The sequence below is a fragment of the Bradyrhizobium sp. CCBAU 53351 genome (assembly GCF_015291745.1).
Classification (GTDB): domain Bacteria; phylum Pseudomonadota; class Alphaproteobacteria; order Rhizobiales; family Xanthobacteraceae; genus Bradyrhizobium.
Genome location: NZ_CP030059.1, coordinates 6,787,272 through 6,803,207, shown reverse-complemented (window position 1 = coordinate 6,803,207; position 15,936 = coordinate 6,787,272). Strand labels below are relative to the sequence as shown.

Below are 15,936 nucleotides of genomic sequence, written 5' to 3'. Positions count from 1 at the left end.
AAGGCCTCGCGCGCATGCAACAAGGAGCGCCTATGAGCCGTACGGAGCAGGACTTCCTCGGACAGCGTGAGATCGCCGACGACATCTATTACGGCGTCCAGACCATCCGGGGTAAGGAGAACTTCCACATCACCGGCATTCCGATGAACCAGGAGCCTTACTTCGTGAAGGCGCTCGGTTACGTCAAGAAGGCCGCCGCGATGGCCAATCGCGATCTCGGCGCGATCGATGCCAGGGTCGCTGACGCCATCATCCTCGGCTGCGACCGCGTCATCGCCGGCGACATGATGGACCAGTTCGTCACCGACTTCATCCAGGGCGGCGCCGGCACCTCCACCAACATGAACGCCAACGAGGTGATCGCGAACCTCGCGCTGGAATCGCTCGGTTTCGGCAAGGGCGACTATCAGCACGTCAGTCCCAACGATCACGTCAATTACGGCCAGTCCACCAACGACACCTATCCGACGGCCTTTCGTCTCGCGTTGGTCCTGCGGCTCGAGAGCTACATGACCGCGCTGCGCCAGCTCCAGGAAGCGTTCTTCGCCAAGGGGCGCGAGTTCGACCGCGTTCTGAAGATGGGCCGCACGCATCTGCAGGATGCCGTGCCGATGTCGCTCGGCGCGGAATTCCGGGGATGGGGCACCACGATCGGCGAGGAAGTCGACCGCATCTCGGAAGCACGTGCGCTGCTGCGCGAGATCAATCTCGGCGCCACCGCGATCGGCACCTCCGTGACCGCGGCAGTCGGCTATCCCAAGCTCGCGGTCCGGCATCTGAGCGCACTCACCGGCGTCGACTTCATCCTCGCAGGCGATCTCGTCGAGGCGACCTCGGACACCGGCGCCTATGTGCAGCTCTCGGGCGTCCTCAAGCGCACGGCGAGCAAGCTGACGAAGATCTGCAACGACATCCGCCTGCTCGCCTCCGGCCCGCGCGCCGGCTTCAACGAGATCAACCTGCCGCAGCTGCAGCCGGGATCTTCGATCATGCCCGGCAAGGTCAATCCTGTCATCCCCGAGGTCGTCAACCAGACCAGCTTCCTCGTCATCGGGCTCGACACCACGGTGACGCTCGCGGCCTCGGCGGGCCAGCTCCAGCTCAACGTGATGGAGCCGGTGATCTCGTTCGCGCTGTTCTTCTCGATCCGCACCATGGAGCGCGCCGTCAACAGCCTGCGCGAGAATTGCGTCGTCGGCATCACCGCCAACGCGGAGCACACCCGCAACATGGTGCTGAATTCGCTCGGCATCGTCACTGTGCTCAAGCCGCTGCTCGGCTACAAGCAATGCGCCGAGATCGCGCGTGAAGGCTACAAGAGCGGCAAGTCGCTGCACCAGATCGTGGTGACCGAGCGCAAGCTGCTGACGCAGGAGAAGTGGGACGAGATGTTCTCGTTCGAGCGGCTGATCAATCCGGATCTGATCGGGTAGGGGGGCGCTGCCATCCCGGGTTCGACGCTGACGCGTCTCCCCGGAATGACGAGGAGAGAATTCCGCACATTGGAATAGTGGCGCTGGTGTCGCCACGGCGCCAAAACGCAATACTTGACAGTGGAAAGATTGCCTTGTTGGTATGGCGCCCAACCTGCCATCGGCCGACCAACAGAGGATCGTTTCGCAATGTCCATGCCTGCCCTGTTCAAAGGGCGCCTGTCGATCCCCGTGATCGGCTCGCCGCTCTTCATCATCTCGGTGCCCGATCTCGTGATCGCGCAGTGCAAGGCGGGTGTGGTCGGCTCTTTCCCGTCGCTGAACGCGCGGCCGCCCGAGCTGCTCGACGAATGGCTGGCGCGGATCACCGAAGAACTCGCGGCCTATGACCGCGCCCATCCGGAACGGCCGTCGGCGCCGTTTGCCGTCAACCAGATCGTGCACAAGTCGAACAACCGGCTCGACCACGACATGCAGCTCTGTGCCAAGTACAAGGTGCCGATGATCATCTCCTCGCTCGGCGCCCGCGAGGAGCTGAACCAGGCCGTGCACGGCTGGGGCGGCATCGTCTTCCACGACGTGATCAACCAGAAATTCGCGCACAAGGCGATCGAGAAGGGCGCCGACGGTCTGATCCTGGTCGCAGCGGGCGCCGGCGGCCATGCCGGCACCATCTCGCCGCTGGCCTTCGTCGCCGAGACGCGCAAATGGTTCGACGGACCGATCGCGCTGTCCGGGGCGATCGGCAACGGCAAGGCGATCCGCGCGGCGCGCATCCTGGGGGCCGACTTCGCCTATATCGGCTCGGCCTTCATCGCGACCAAGGAAGCCAACGCGGTCGAGAAGTACAAGGAGATGATCGCGGGATCGACCGCCGACGACATCGTCTATTCCAACCTCTTCACCGGCGTGCACGGCAACTATCTGAAACCCTCGATTCTCGCTGCCGGCATGGATCCCGAGAATCTGCCGACCTCCGATCCCTCCAAGATGAATTTCGGCACCGACGCCTCCGGCGAGCGCGCCAAGCCGAAGGCGTGGAAGGAGATCTGGGGCTCGGGCCAGGGCATCGGCAGCGTCGACGGCATCGTGCCCGCCGCCGAACTGATCGCCCGTTTCAAGAAGGAGTACGACGAAGCGGTCGACCCGCCGCTGTAGAACACTGTCGTCCCGCCTCTCTCCACCGTCGTCCCGGGCAAGCGTCAGCGCAGACGCGGGACTGATAGCCACCACGAGGAGTTTGGCGAACACTCGGGGTTGCCAGTCTCGCGCGACAACTTCTCCCTGGGGTTATGGGTCCCTGCGTTCGCAGGGACGATACTTTTTTGCTAAGCTCCGACATTCAAAGCCAACAGAGATTGAGTGATGTCCGCCATCTACCGCGTCGACGGCAACAGCGTCGTCACCAGCCCGGATGCCGCCGGTCCCTGGGATCGGCGCATGCAGCACGGCTCGGCGCCGGCGTCGCTGGTGACGTGGGCCGCCGAGCGCATTCCGACGCCTGTTGCAATGGACATCGCGCGGGTCACCATCGACCTGATGCGTCCGGTGCCGGTGGCGCCGCTCACGATCGAGACCGAGGTCCTGCGCGAGGGCCGCAAGATCCAGCTCTGCAATATCAAGCTGCTGGCCGATGGCGTGCAGGTCGTCGGCGCGACCGTGCTCAAGATCAGGCGCCAGGCCTTGAGCCTGCCCGATGATGTCGAGGAGCTGCCGGTCACGCTGCCGTCGCCGGAGGACTCGCTGGCCGAGGATGGTCACGCCGCTACCAGCCCGTTCGTGCGTTCGGTCTCGATGCGTGCCGCGCGCGGCCGCTTCGGTCAGGCCGGTGCCGGCGCGATCTGGTTTCGCGTCGATAATCCGCTGATCGAGGGGGAGGCGATCTCGCAGGCCATGCGCGCCGTGGTCGCCGCTGATTTCTCCAACGGCACCGCCTCGACGCTCGACTTCCGCGCCTGGACCTACATCAATGCAGACCTCACCCTGAGCTTCGCGCGTCAGCCGGTCGGTGAGTGGATCCTGCTCGACGGCGAGTCCTGGATCGGGCCCGACGGCACAGGCCTCGCAATGTCGCGCCTCGCAGATCGCCAGGGCTATTTCGGCCGCGCGGTGCAGAGTCTCGTGATCGAGAAGCGGTGAGGACACGGATCGCGCGATTGAACGGGCAGGCTTCCGCCGCCGCGGAAGGGATGCGTGGTCGTGTTCGACCCGGGCATCCTGCCAGTTCATAGTCCGTAGAAGATCTTGATCTCCCACAGCACCACGATGATAGCCGTGATCAACGTGACCGCGGCGACTGCACTTTCCAGGGAAGCGACTCTCATGTCCCACTCCGCTTCCCAGCCCCATCAGCGGTCTAGGCGATTCCCGGATTCGCCGGCAATTGTCTGGGCGCCACGCGCGCGCACTCCGTTGCGCGTTGTGCTGTCCGGGCCACAACATCCCCGTAGAATTCCGGGGTGTTTTACCCCACCATCCGATCCCGGCCGCTCCAGAAGCCCGCGCGCAGCACTTTCTTGTCGACCTTGCCGACGCCGGTCATCGGCAATTGCTTGACGAACTGGATCTGCTTGGGCGCATGCGCCGAGCCTTTGCGGGTCTTGACCAAATTGATCAGCTCGTCCGGATCCGGCCTTGCGCCCTCGCGCGGCACGACAATGGCGGTGACGGCTTCGCCCCATTTCTCGTCGGGAATGCCGACGACCGCGACCATGGCGACATCGGCATGCTGCGACAGCACGTCCTCGACCTCGCGCGGGAAGATGTTGAAGCCGCCTGATACGATCATGTCCTTCTTGCGGTCGAGGATGAACATGTAGCCGCGCTCGTCCTTCCGCGCGATGTCGCCGGTGTGAACCCAGCCGTTCTTCAGCGTCTCGGCGGTGATGTCCGGCCGCTTCCAGTATTCCGCCATGACGTGCGGGGCCCGCACGCAAATCTCGCCGGCCTCGCCCGTCTTCACCTCCTCGTCGTTGTCGTCGAGGATCCTGACCTCGCAGGCTGCGATCGGGAAGCCGCAGGACAGGAACAGCTCCGGCGTCTTGGGATCGTGATCCGCCTTGCGCAGCACCGAGACCGGATAGCATTCGGTCTGGCCGTAGAGCTGCGAGAACACAGGGCCGATCCGCTCGATGCCTTCGATCAGCCGGCTCGGCGACATCGCCGACGCCCCGTAGAGCACCAGCTCGAGCGAGGAGAGATCGGTCCTGTCAAGCGCGGAATGGTCGAGCAGCACGTAGATCATGGTCGGCACGAACAGCGTGAAATTGATGCGCTCGCGCGCGATCGTCGTCAGCACCGCCTCGGGATCAAATCCCTTGAGCATGTGTACGGTGCCGCCGCGCATCAGGGTCGGCAGCACTTTCGTGCCGGCGACGTGACTGATCGGGGCGACCGTGAGGTAGCGCGCTGCGTCGGGGATTTCGAAATCGGCGAGGATCGCGGCGGCTGCTCCTGCATTCTCGCGGTGATAGCGCAGCGCGCCCTTGGATTTGCCGGTGGTGCCGCCGGTGTAGTTGAGCGTCGAGAGATCATCGAGGCTGGCGAGGTTTTGCGCGCTCGCATGTCCCGCGCTCTCGATGGCGGCCAGCAGATCGACACCGTAGCCGGCCGGCCCCATGGTGAAGACCGCCTTCAGCCGGCCCGCTCTCGCCGCAAGCTCGCCGCCGCGATCGCGGAAGGCAGCCGCATCGACCACCAGCATCTCGGCTTCGGAATCGTCGAGCTGGAGCAGCTGGTCCTCGAGCGATCCCAGCGGATGCAGCCAGGTGATGCAGAGCCGCGACAATTGTGCGGCGACGCCGGCGCACCAGGTGTCGGCACGGTTCGCGGTGAGGAAGGCGGCGCGCGCGCCCGGCTGCAAGCCGAGCCGCGTGAATACATTCTGGACGCGTCCGATCAGGTCGATGGTGCCTTGGTAACTCAGCGATCCGCCGGGCCAGGCGAAGGCAATGCGGCCGGGATAGCGCGACAGCGCCCGTAGCGTCTGCGCACAAGTCGGGGACGATGCATGGAGCGGATCGGACATATGTTTCCTCGTTGCTTTGTCACCGGCTTCTGACGTGCCAATGTTGCCGATGACGCTAGCACAGAGACTGCGGGAGGAAACGACAAAGCCCGCGCGAGGGGAGGCATGCGTGACATCCGATCGACTGCAACGCTTTCGCGATCGTCTCGCGCTGCCTTTGATCGCGGCGCCGATGTTCCTGGTGTCGGGCGTCGAGCTCATGGCCGCGGCCTGCCAGAGCGGGGTGATCGGCAGCTTCCCGACCGTGAATTGCCGCAGTCCGGACCAGCTCGATGAATGGCTCACCACGATCGAGACGCGTCTGCGCCGGCACGAAGACCAGACCGGCCGCAAGGCCGCGCCGCTCTGCCCGAACCTGATCGTGCATCGCTCCAATGCGCGGCTGGGGCAGGATCTCGCCGTGCTACTGCGGCACAGACCCGAGATCGTCATCACGTCGGTCGGCTCGCCCGCGCCCGTGGTGAAGCCGCTGCACGATGCGGGTGCGCTGGTGCTGGCGGACGTCGCTTCCATCCGCCACGCCGAACGCGCGGCCGAAGCAGGGGCCGACGGGCTGGTGCTGCTCACCGCGGGCGCGGGCGGGCAGACCGGCTGGCTCAACCCGTTCGCCTTCGTCCGCGCGGTGCGCGCGTTCTATGACGGCATCATCGTGCTCGCCGGCGGCATCAGCGACGGCCATGCGCTGCATGCGGCCGAAGTGCTCGGCTGCGATCTCGCTTATATGGGCACCAAGTTCATCGCGACGCGCGAGAGCATGGCGGACGACCGCCACAAGCGGATGCTGGTCGACAGCAGCGCCGACGACATCCTACTCACTACCGCATTCACGGGCCTGCAGACCAGCATGCTGCGGCCGTCGATCGTGGCCGCCGGGCTTGATCCTGACGACCTGCCGGCGCGCGGCGCGATCGACATTGCTGAGGATATCGACGTCGCCAAGCGCGAGAATCGTCCGAAACGCTGGCGGGACATCTGGAGCGGGGGACATTCCACCTCGGGTGTCACCGACGTGCTCGCTGTCGAGGATCTCGTTGCGCGGACCGTGATCGAATATCGCGAGGCGAGGACGCGTCCATCCCCGTAGAATTGCGGAGGGGCAGGGCCCGCCGGTCTCGATCACAGTTAATCGAGCGCTCGCTCGAAACGCCTCACTTAACGGCAGATTAACCAACGCCCGCCAAGAATCCCCTCACGGCCGCCAATCAGGACGAGAGGGACAGGCGATGGATTTCGATTATCTCAACAGCAAGACAGCCGCGACGCTGGACGAGATTCGCGTTCGCGTCGCTCATGCCCTGGCCCGCCACCCGCTGTGCCGCAACGTCCGCTTCGACATCGTCAGCGTCCCGCGCACCCGCCGGGGCGGCAACTGGACGGTGGCGCTGCAATCGGTCGAGCCGCGCGCGGTCTGGGAGGCCTCGGAGATCGTCGCCGACATCCAGGACGCCTATGACCTGTCGGCAGCAGCCTGATTTCCTTGGCTTTTTGCGCGGGATGTCGCTGCAAGCATGCTGATTGTCGCAACGAAGGCACACTCAAGCCATAATTCGTGCCCTTTTCCCGGGCATCGTTAACAAACTCGTGAAGCGTCCGTTCCCGGAGAGACGTTTGTCCAAAGCCATCACCATCGTTGTGCTGACCTGTTTCCTCGTCCTGGGCGCCGCCACCACCGCCATCCTTGGCCGCGACAGCGTACCCAGCGTCAGCGAAGACATGATCGCCCAGACGCCTCCGCCGAAGCCGCTCGCAACCAACCGCGCCGCCAAGGCCGACCGCCTGGTCCCGACCCTCGCCCTAGCTTCGGCGGCGATCGAGCCGGTGCAGGTTCCCGCCGACAGGCTTTCCCAGGCGCCCGTGCTGACCGAGCCACTGCGCCAGGCCTTTGCCGCTGCAACGCCTACCGACTTCCCAATGCCGAAGGCCGCGCCAAGCGTGTCCGAAGCGCCCGCCGCCGCGGAGGTTCCCGCCGTCGAAGTTCCGGCCAAGCCGAAGGTGGTGGCGAAGCCGCAGCCGCAGAAACATTACACCCTGCTGTCCGACGCACAGATTGCGGGCATCAGGGACCGCCTGAAACTGTCCTCGTCGCAGGAATATTACTGGCCCTCGGTTGAGAGCGCGCTGCGCAACGTCGTCCGGAAGATTTCGGCGAACAAGCTCTCCAATCCGAACGCGCCGCCCAGCGCGCAGATCGACCCGAATTGCGATGAGGTCCAGCAGTTGAAGTCGGCGGCCATGCCACTGCTATTCCAACTGCGTGACGATCAGAAAGAGGAAGTGCGCAAGCTCGCTCGCCTCATCGGGCTCGAGAAGGTCGCGCAGCAGATCTGACGCTCAAGTTCCTTCAGGAACTGCTTTCCCACCAGGAACATCCGGCAATCAACGCGCGTTGCTCGCCCCAAAGAGGGAGTGGATCAATGCGCGCCTCGACAGCCTATTTCGTCGGTGCCGGAACCATTGTCGCAGCCATCGCCATTGGTCTGGGCGGCGGCATCGTCGCCGGCAATATCATGAATCCGGTCACGTCCAAACACGGCCCGGACACCAGCAAGATGGCGCAACGCGCCGAATCCGCTGGCGCGCCGGCGGCGACCAACGCGCCGTCGGAACGCGTGAATTATCTCACCGGCTCGCAAGCCTTTGGCGGGATGATCGCCACACCGGCGCAGGCCGAAGCCAAACCTGAAGCGGCCAAGCCCGAAGTGGCCAAGCCTGACCCGCAGCCCACTCAAGCGAATGCCGAACCGCCGGCACCGCCGCCGCCGTCACAGGCGGCCGCGGTTGAGCCACCCAAGGAACAGTTCAAGGAACAGTCCAAACCGGCCCTCGCATCGTCACCAAAGGCCGCAAAACCGGGCGAGCAGCAAGCATCGGTCGATCCCGCCACTTCGCCTGACAATGCCTATGCCAAGGCGAAAGATTCCGACATGAAGCGCGCAGCGTCAGAGCGGCGCCGAATGGAGCGCCGCGATCGTTGGGCAGAGCGCCGCCATTATTACGAGGGCCGCGAGCAGCGCGGCGTGCGCGATCGCACCGATTGGGACGACGTCGCGCGCAACGTCCGCGAGGACTCGGATTCCCGCGATTACGCCGGCCGGCCGCGCGGTGGCTTCCCGCAGATCCGGCTGTTCGGCTCCGACGACGATTAGCGTTTAGCCGCGATCGCGGCTGCCAGCAAAGAAGGTGCGCTGTCGCGCCGCCGTCACGTCATTCCGGCGCGCCGCAACCCTTCCAAATAATGCGCACGATCCTCGTCTCGCAGCATCGGCAGCTCGCGTGTGATCCAGCCGAGCGAGATACCGGGCTGAGCGCGGCGCAGACCGTCCAGGGCGGTCGCCGCGAGCGCCGGATTTCCTGACATCCCGGCGGCAGCCGTCAGCACGCGGTGCGCGCCGACGAAATCGCCGCGTTGCCGCATCGACTCCCGCGCCATCTGCACGGCTCCCTCATAGTCGCGGCCGACGAACCGGGCATAGGCCGCAACCCCGCAATAGATCGCCGCGAGCGGGTCACGCGGGCTGAGCCGCAATGCGCGGCGCGCGGCGGCGTCGCCGTCCTGCCACCGGCCGGCGTAGCACAGCGTCACGCCATGGAAGGCGTGCGCCATTGCAAAATTCGGATTGAGCTGCAGCGCCAGCTCGAACTCGGCCAGCGCGTCGTCGAAGCGGCGGCGGAACAGATAGGTGTAGGCGAGCCCGTGGTGGGCGAAGGCGTCCTCGCGATCGGCTTCCACCGCCGCGAGCGCCGCGCGCTCGGCGATCGGCACTGTCGTCGCCATGTCGGCCCAGCCCATATGCGCACCGAAGATGTGGCTGGTCGCGAGCAGGCCCAGCGCCTTGCCATAGGCAGGATCGATCGCGACAGCCTGTTCCAGCAACCCCTGCGCGGCGGCGTTGTCCTCGCGCGTGATGCGCCAATGATGCGACAGCGCGCGCATCACGAGGTCCCAGGCGTCGAGGCTCCCCGGCGGCTTCTGCTGGGCGCGAAAATTTTCCGCGGCATAGAGCTGTGGCTCGATCGCGGCGACAATCGCCTCGGTGATCTCGTCCTGCACGGCGAAGATGTCGGCGAGCTCGCGATCGTAGCGCTCGGCCCAGAGATGGCTGCCGGTCGAGACATCGTTGAGCTGGGCCGAGATGCGCACCCGCTCGCCGCTCCGCCGCACACTACCTTCGACCACGTAGCGTACCCCGAGCTCGCGCGCGACCTCACGGATGTGCACGGCGCGGCCCTTGTAGACGAAGGAGGAATTGCGCGCGACGACGAAGAACCAGCGCAGCTTCGACAGCGCGGTGATAATGTCCTCGCTGATGCCGTCGGAGAAATAATCCTGCCCGTCCTCGCCGCTCATATTGGTGAAGGGCAGCACGGCGATCGCGGGTCGCTCGGGAAGCGCCAGCGCAGCCCGCGGCATAGAGGCGGCGCGGCCGTGTTCCGGCAGGATCGCGCCACCTTTGGCCTCGACATCGCCGACGAAGCGAAAACCCTTGCGGGCGATGGTGCGGATCAGGGTCTGGCTCGCGCCGCTGTCGCCGATCGCCTTGCGCGCGGCGTTGATCCGGCTGGTCAGAGTGGATTCGGAGACGCTGCGCCCGTGCCAGATCTTGTCGATCAGCTCGTTCTTGCTGACGACGCGGTCGCGGTTCTGCATGAGGTGGACGACGAGGTCGAAGACCTGCGGCTCCACGGCAATTGGAACCTGCTCGCGGCTCAGCTCGCGCAGGTCGGTGTCGAGGAGGTGGTCCCGGAACAGAAACTGCACGTCGAAAACTCAGGCTTCACAACGACATCGGGCAAGCAAACGACAAAAAGGAAATTTGGGTCGAAAATTGTGAGTCTGCCGAGAGGGGTGCCTGGTTCACCGCCATCGTGTGATGGCAGCCATGCCGTTGTCCGAGGGAATACAACCACTGCCAGGATGTTGCGTTGAGCAAATCACCAAAAAGATCATCTTCGCATATCCAACACCGTCATCCCGAGGTGCCTGAGCGCAGCGGAGGCCTCGAAGGATGCACGGCCCGGCTGCAGCGCGGCCGCTCATCCTTCGAGGCTCCTCGTGCGCTGCTTAGCATCGCTCGCCCGCGCCTCAGGATGACGGATTAACGGGAAGTGCCGTCATGATGTCGCCGTGCGGTCGATGCGATGAGCCGTGAATGTCCTTTCCTGAACCGCGCGGCCTGCATAAGCTATCGCCCATACAAAACACCAACCACGAAGAAACGCCCATGCCCGCCTTTAGCGCTTCCACCACTGTGCTCGATTCCATGCTGTTCCGCGATGCCTTCGGCACGCCGGAGATGCGCGAGGTGTTTTCCGACGTCGCGACGGTCGCCCGCTATGCGGAGGTCGAGGTGGCGTTGGCGAGGGCGGAAGGGAGATGCGGCGTCATTCCGCGAGACGCTGCCGAGCAGATCGCGGCGCGGACTGACGTCGCCGCGCTCGATTTCGATCTGCTCAGGCAGGAAACCGACATCGTCGGCTACCCCATCCTACCTTTGGTGCATCAGCTGGCGAAGCAGTGCGGGGAGGCCGGCCGCTACGTGCATTGGGGCGCGACCACGCAGGACATCATGGACACCGCCGTGGTGCTGCAGCTCCGCGCCGCGCTGGAGATCGTCGCGCGCGACATCGACGAGCTCCGCGGCATCCTGGCGAATCTCTCGAAACGCCATCGCGACACGCCGATGGCGGGCCGCACCCATCTCCAGCAGGCGCTGCCGGTGACCTTCGGCTACAAGACCGCGATCTGGCTCGCCATGTTCGATCGCCATGCCGAGCGGCTGGCGCAGCTGAAGCCGCGCGTGCTGGTCGGCCAGTTCGCCGGCGCGGCCGGTACTCTGGCCTCGCTCGGCGACAAGGGGTTCGATGTGCAGGAGGCACTCTGCGCCGAGCTGAAGCTCGGCGTTCCCGCCTCGACCTGGCACGTTGCGCGCGACGGATTTGCGGAAGCCGTGAATTTCCTGGCGCTCGTCACCGGCTCGCTCGGCAAGATCGCGCTAGACATCATGATCATGGCTTCGACCGAGTTCGCCGAGGTCTACGAGCCTTTCGTCAAGGGGCGCGGCGCCTCCTCGACCATGCCGCAGAAGCGCAATCCGATCTCGTCGGAACTGATGCTGGCGGCCTCCAAGGCGGTGCGCCAGCATGCCGGCCTGATGCTCGACGCCATGGTTCAGGATTTCGAGCGCGCCACGGGGCCCTGGCACGCCGAATGGATGGCGATCCCCGAAAGCTTCGTGCTGACCGCCGGCGCGCTGCATCAGGCGAAGTTCGCACTCGCCGGCCTGATCGTGGACGAGGCGAAGATGAACGACAATCTCGCGGTCAGCCGCGGCCTGATCGTGGCCGAAGCGGTCATGATGGGGCTCGCGCCGCAGCTCGGCCGGCAAGAGGCCCATGACGTGGTTTACGACGCCTGCCGTCAGGCCAACGACAAGGGAATGAGCCTCGCCGATGCGCTGTCGGCGGACTCGCGGATCGCGAGCCGCATCGATCGCGCCACAATCGAGGCACTCACCTCACCGAAAAATTACCTCGGGCTCGCGCCCGACATGGTTGACCGGGTGCTGAAATCGGCAACGCGTTGAAAACCAATATGCGTGAAACTGCGTATCTTCTCGGTGTCGCAAGGTGCTCGCGCACTTGCGCCTCGCGATGCTAGACTTAGATTAAACGAGAGACTTCGGCAGAGGGCCCCGCATGACCGACCACCGCAATTCCACCGCTTCCATTGATCCCGTGAAGCTCGACCGGCTGGCCGAGGTGGCGGTGAAAGTGGGCCTGGGCTTGCGGCCGGGACAGGATCTTCTTCTCACCGCGCCTGCGATCGCGCTGCCGCTGGTGAGGCGGATCGCCGTGCATGCCTACAAGGCCGGCGCCGGTATCGTGACGCCGATCCTGTCGGACGAGGAGATGACGCTGGCGCGCTACCGCCACGGCCACGACAACAGCTTCGATCGCGCCGCCGGGTGGCTCTACGAGGGCATGGCCAAGGCATTCGCTGACAACACCGCGCGGCTCGCCATCGTCGGCGACAATCCGATGCTGCTGTCGGGCGAAGATCCTTCCAAGGTGGCACGCGCCAGCAAGGCGAACTCGATGGCCTATCAGCCCGCGCTGGAGAAGATCGTCAATTTCGACACCAACTGGAACATCATCGCCTATCCGAGCCCGTCCTGGGCCAAGCAGGTCTTCCCCGATGATCCCGAGGACGTTGCCATCGGCAAGCTCGCGGATGCGATTTTCGCAGCAAGCCGCGTCGATCGCGAGGATGCGATGGGCAATTGGGCGAGCCACAATGCGGTGCTGCGCGAGCGGACCAACTGGCTCAACGGCCAGCGCTTTCGTGCCTTGCAATATTCGGGACCGGGCACCGACCTCACCATTGGCCTTGCCGACGGCCACGAATGGGAGGGCGGGGCCTCGCTCTCCAAGAACGGCATCAGCTGCAACGCCAACATCCCGACCGAAGAGGTCTTCACCACGCCGCATTGCCGTCGCGTCTATGGCCATGTCGTGAGCTCGAAGCCGTTGTCCTACCAGGGCACGCTGATCGACAACATCGCGGTGCGCTTCGAGGACGGCAAGATCGTGGACGCAAAGGCTTCGCGAGGCGCTGAGGTGCTGAACAAGGTGCTCGACACCGACGAAGGCGCCCGCCGCCTCGGCGAGGTGGCGCTGGTGCCGCATTCCTCGCCGATCTCGCAGAGCGGGCTGTTGTTCTACAACACGCTGTTCGACGAGAACGCGGCGTCTCACATCGCGCTCGGCCAGTGCTATTCGAAGTGCTTCGTCAACGGCGCGCAGCTCACCCCGCAGCAGATCGCGGCGCAAGGCGGCAACCAGAGCCTGATCCATATCGACTGGATGATCGGCTCGGCCGAGACCGATATCGACGGCATCTTGCCCGATGGCAGCAAGGTCCCGGTGTTCCGCAAGGGCGAGTGGGCGAAGTAGTAGCCAGTTCGATCCAATAGGTGGCCCGAGGCGTGGCCCACCTCTTCCGCAGGGAGAGGTGGACGTCTTCGCGACAGTCTCGCTACCTCTCACGCTGCCGCGTTGCGCAGCATTGGATTGTTGTCGATGCTGAAACGGTTGAACAATGTCGTGAACGGGCTGCCGTCGGTGGCCCGCACGATGGCGTCGGACGCAGCGATTGCCTCGTAGAGCGCGCCGACGGGATCGTTCGCCTCGCTGAGCTCGAGGCTCTTGCGGATCTCCGCGCGGGCCACGTTGATCTCGTCCTCGTCGTCGAGCGTCGCCTCAAGTGCCTCCGCCGCGCGCCGCATCTCCTGGAGGTCACCGCCGGCGGAAAATTTGAGGATGTCGAGCCAATAGGGGCGGGCGACGACGAGCTGGACGAATGCTTCGAAAGTGTCCGCGATAATTCCCGCGCGGCCCTCCGACGACACGTAGAGCACAGTCCGCGACGGCAGAAGCACGAGCGCGCCGCCGGAGCCGTCACTGCCGATCTGCCGGGGGGTGTCGATGCCGTCGATGGTGAACCAGGGCTCCTCGTCCGGCACGAAGGAAACGTCGAGGCTGGCGAGCCGGGCGACGACCGCGCGATTGGCTGTCACAACCTCGGGCGTGAGGGGCATCGGAATGGCTCCGTCTTGGTGCTTCCGCGCACTTTGTCGCACCCCAAAAGGGACCGGTTCATGTGCGCGAATTTGCAGGGAAATCGCGGCGTTAACCGCGTTGCGGCTGCAACTTCCGGCTGATTTTCGAGGCCTGCGTAAGAAAGAATTAAAAACCGATGACTAGCGTTCCAACTTCTTTCGAAACAATCCGGGCTGAGACCCGGCCATACTTACTATATCCCCTGGGGAAGAAGATGTCGCGCTCATTGATTGAAATCGGTAGTTGCAATGTCGACCTCGAGCTGCGGCCGATCGAGCCGTCCTGGATCATCGAGGGCAACCCGGTGTCGCGCTCGCACATCCTGTCCACCAGCGCCGACGGCACCGCCTCGACCATCATCTGGCACTGCACCGAAGGGCGCTTCAACTGGTACTACGATATTGATGAGACGATCATGATCATGGAAGGATCGATCGTGCTCGAAAGCGACGGCATGCCGCCGAAGCGCTACGGCCCCGGCGATGTCATCTTCTTCCGCGACGGCGCGCATGCCAAATGGCATGTCGAAGGCTACGTCAAGAAGATCGCCTTCTGCCGCAAGACCAATCCCGTGATGATCGGCTTCCTGATCCGGGTGGTGAACAAGCTCAAGAAGATCTTCACCGCCACCGGCGAGCGCCGCCCGGCCTCGCTGATGGGCGCAGGCTAGGGCTACCAGTCAGGTTTCAAGGACGCTTCCCAGCGGCCACGACGAAGAGGGGTCGGGACTAACATCCCGGCCCCTCTTCTCGTCATGACGGCAGCTCGAGCCGGTAGACTTCGGTTGCAGTCTGCGAGAACAGGGCCGTCTTCTCGTCCTCGCTCAGCGGTGCGGCGATACGCTTGAAAGCGTTGAAGATCACCTGGTAGCTGCACTGGCCCTTGTCCGGCGGGAAATTGCTCTCGAACATCGCGCGCTTGACGCCGAACGCCTCGATGCAGGTCTCGACATAGGGCCGCCAGGCCGCGGCGAGCTCTTCGGATGCCGGGGGCCTCTCGCGCAAATGGAAGTCGTAGCCGAGCAGGCACATTGCGAGCCCGCCGAGCTTGACCACCACGTTCTCGCATTTCGCGATCTCCCGGATCGACGCACGCCATTGCGCGAACACCTCCTCGCGCCGTCCCGCGAAGCGACCTGTCCCGGCCGGGCCGCCGCAATGGTCGAGCACGATCCTGGTGTCGGGGAAGGCCCGTGCCAGCGCGGTGAGCTCACCGATCTGCGGATGGAATAGCCAGGCGTCGAAGCTGAGGTTCAACGGCGCGAGGCAGGCAAAGCCTTTGCGAAAGGCCGGGTCCTGCAACAGCCCCTTCGGCCTGTTCGCATACATGCCGGCGACAACAGGATCTTCGTCCCAGGCCGAGGAATGCCGGATGCCGCGGAAGCGGCCGTTGCCGGCCGCGATCTCGGCCTCCAGCACCGGTTTTGCGGCGTCGCCGAGCAGCAGATTGGCGTGGCTGACGATGCCGGCGCAGATCGCGGCCTTGCCGTAAGCGCCGCTCGCGCTCATCGCCGCGATCCCGTTGGCGAACTCGACCTCGCCGACGGGCCGGAATGCCTCCGATCCGTGGGCGCGATACATCGAGCGGCAATCGACATAGACGGTCGCGATGATGTTGTGGCCGGAGGCGATGTCATCAGCCATCTCCTCGATGAGATAGCGGTGCCCGCGATTCCAGAGATGGTGATGGGGATCGACGATCGGCCGCGCGGGATCGATGATCTCCTCCCGATGCAGCGCAAGCCAGTCCTCGCGCGGCTCGACGAACAACCCGCTCGTGTTGGCGGGCAACTCGCTTGCAGCCATCGGCGTTCGCTCCCTCATGTTATTGTGCCGGGAGCCTATCATCTCGTCTCGC

14 protein-coding genes are annotated in these 15,936 nt (G+C 64.8%); 10 read left to right on the top strand and 4 right to left on the bottom strand.

Annotation, left to right across the window (positions count from 1 at the left end):
- Nucleotides 1-32 precede the first annotated feature (32 nt).
- The 3 genes from XH83_RS32275 (at nt 33) to XH83_RS32265 (ending at nt 3,572) form a co-directional block, all read left to right on the top strand.
- Nucleotides 33-1,433: an aspartate ammonia-lyase gene (locus XH83_RS32275; protein WP_194404617.1), complete on the top strand. Its 1,401-nt coding sequence runs from the start codon at nt 33-35 to the stop codon at nt 1,431-1,433.
- 189 nt (nt 1,434-1,622) lie between these two features.
- Nucleotides 1,623-2,591 (top strand): nitronate monooxygenase family protein, encoded by a 969-nt coding sequence (locus tag XH83_RS32270; RefSeq protein ID WP_194404616.1) that lies wholly within the window; start codon nt 1,623-1,625, stop codon nt 2,589-2,591.
- A gap of 207 nt (nt 2,592-2,798) precedes the next feature.
- Nucleotides 2,799-3,572, top strand: coding sequence for a thioesterase family protein (locus XH83_RS32265; protein WP_194404615.1), 774 nt, complete (start codon nt 2,799-2,801; stop codon nt 3,570-3,572).
- A gap of 325 nt (nt 3,573-3,897) precedes the next feature.
- Here XH83_RS32265 and XH83_RS32260 read toward each other — a convergent pair whose 3' ends face one another.
- A complete protein-coding gene (locus XH83_RS32260) occupies nt 3,898-5,460 on the bottom strand; it encodes an AMP-binding protein (protein WP_194404614.1) in 1,563 nt (520 codons plus the stop codon).
- Between the two features lie 109 nt (nt 5,461-5,569).
- Between XH83_RS32260 and XH83_RS32255 the strand changes: the two genes are divergently transcribed.
- The 4 genes from XH83_RS32255 to XH83_RS32240 all read left to right on the top strand — a co-directional run bounded on the left by XH83_RS32255 (nt 5,570) and on the right by XH83_RS32240 (nt 8,606).
- Nucleotides 5,570-6,544 (top strand): nitronate monooxygenase family protein, encoded by a 975-nt coding sequence (locus XH83_RS32255; protein WP_194404613.1) that lies wholly within the window; start codon nt 5,570-5,572, stop codon nt 6,542-6,544.
- 139 nt (nt 6,545-6,683) lie between these two features.
- Nucleotides 6,684-6,932 carry a hypothetical protein gene (locus tag XH83_RS32250; RefSeq protein WP_194404612.1) on the top strand — a complete coding sequence of 83 codons (249 nt, stop codon included), beginning with the start codon at nt 6,684-6,686 and terminating at the stop codon, nt 6,930-6,932.
- Between the two features lie 136 nt (nt 6,933-7,068).
- Nucleotides 7,069-7,788, top strand: a complete 720-nt coding sequence (locus XH83_RS32245; RefSeq protein ID WP_194408465.1) for a hypothetical protein — start codon at nt 7,069-7,071, stop codon at nt 7,786-7,788.
- 86 nt (nt 7,789-7,874) lie between these two features.
- On the top strand, nt 7,875-8,606 hold the full coding sequence (locus XH83_RS32240; RefSeq protein WP_194404611.1) for a hypothetical protein: 732 nt from the start codon (nt 7,875-7,877) through the stop codon (nt 8,604-8,606).
- A gap of 53 nt (nt 8,607-8,659) precedes the next feature.
- On the opposite strand, the gene XH83_RS32235 is transcribed toward XH83_RS32240, so the two are convergent.
- Entirely contained in the window at nt 8,660-10,219 is a 1,560-nt protein-coding gene (locus XH83_RS32235; protein WP_194404610.1) for a winged helix-turn-helix domain-containing protein, read from the bottom strand.
- A gap of 463 nt (nt 10,220-10,682) precedes the next feature.
- Between XH83_RS32235 and pcaB the strand changes: the two genes are divergently transcribed.
- Complete coding sequence (gene pcaB, locus XH83_RS32230) at nt 10,683-12,044, top strand: 3-carboxy-cis,cis-muconate cycloisomerase (RefSeq protein ID WP_194404609.1); 1,362 nt, start codon at nt 10,683-10,685, stop codon at nt 12,042-12,044.
- 112 nt (nt 12,045-12,156) lie between these two features.
- Nucleotides 12,157-13,413 (top strand): aminopeptidase, encoded by a 1,257-nt coding sequence (locus XH83_RS32225; RefSeq protein WP_194404608.1) that lies wholly within the window; start codon nt 12,157-12,159, stop codon nt 13,411-13,413.
- 89 nt (nt 13,414-13,502) lie between these two features.
- On the opposite strand, the gene XH83_RS32220 is transcribed toward XH83_RS32225, so the two are convergent.
- The gene (locus XH83_RS32220; protein ID WP_194404607.1) at nt 13,503-14,057 is read right to left on the bottom strand and encodes a hypothetical protein; all 555 of its coding nucleotides are present in this window, start codon (nt 14,055-14,057) and stop codon (nt 13,503-13,505) included.
- A 236-nt stretch (nt 14,058-14,293) separates the two neighbouring features.
- Here XH83_RS32220 and XH83_RS32215 point away from each other — a divergent pair, with 236 nt between their 5' ends.
- Nucleotides 14,294-14,749 (top strand): cupin domain-containing protein, encoded by a 456-nt coding sequence (locus XH83_RS32215; RefSeq protein ID WP_194404606.1) that lies wholly within the window; start codon nt 14,294-14,296, stop codon nt 14,747-14,749.
- 82 nt (nt 14,750-14,831) lie between these two features.
- Here the strand turns inward: XH83_RS32215 and XH83_RS32210 are convergent, their stop codons facing one another.
- Nucleotides 14,832-15,884, bottom strand: coding sequence for an amidohydrolase (locus XH83_RS32210; protein ID WP_194404605.1), 1,053 nt, complete (start codon nt 15,882-15,884; stop codon nt 14,832-14,834).
- Nucleotides 15,885-15,936 lie beyond the last annotated feature (52 nt).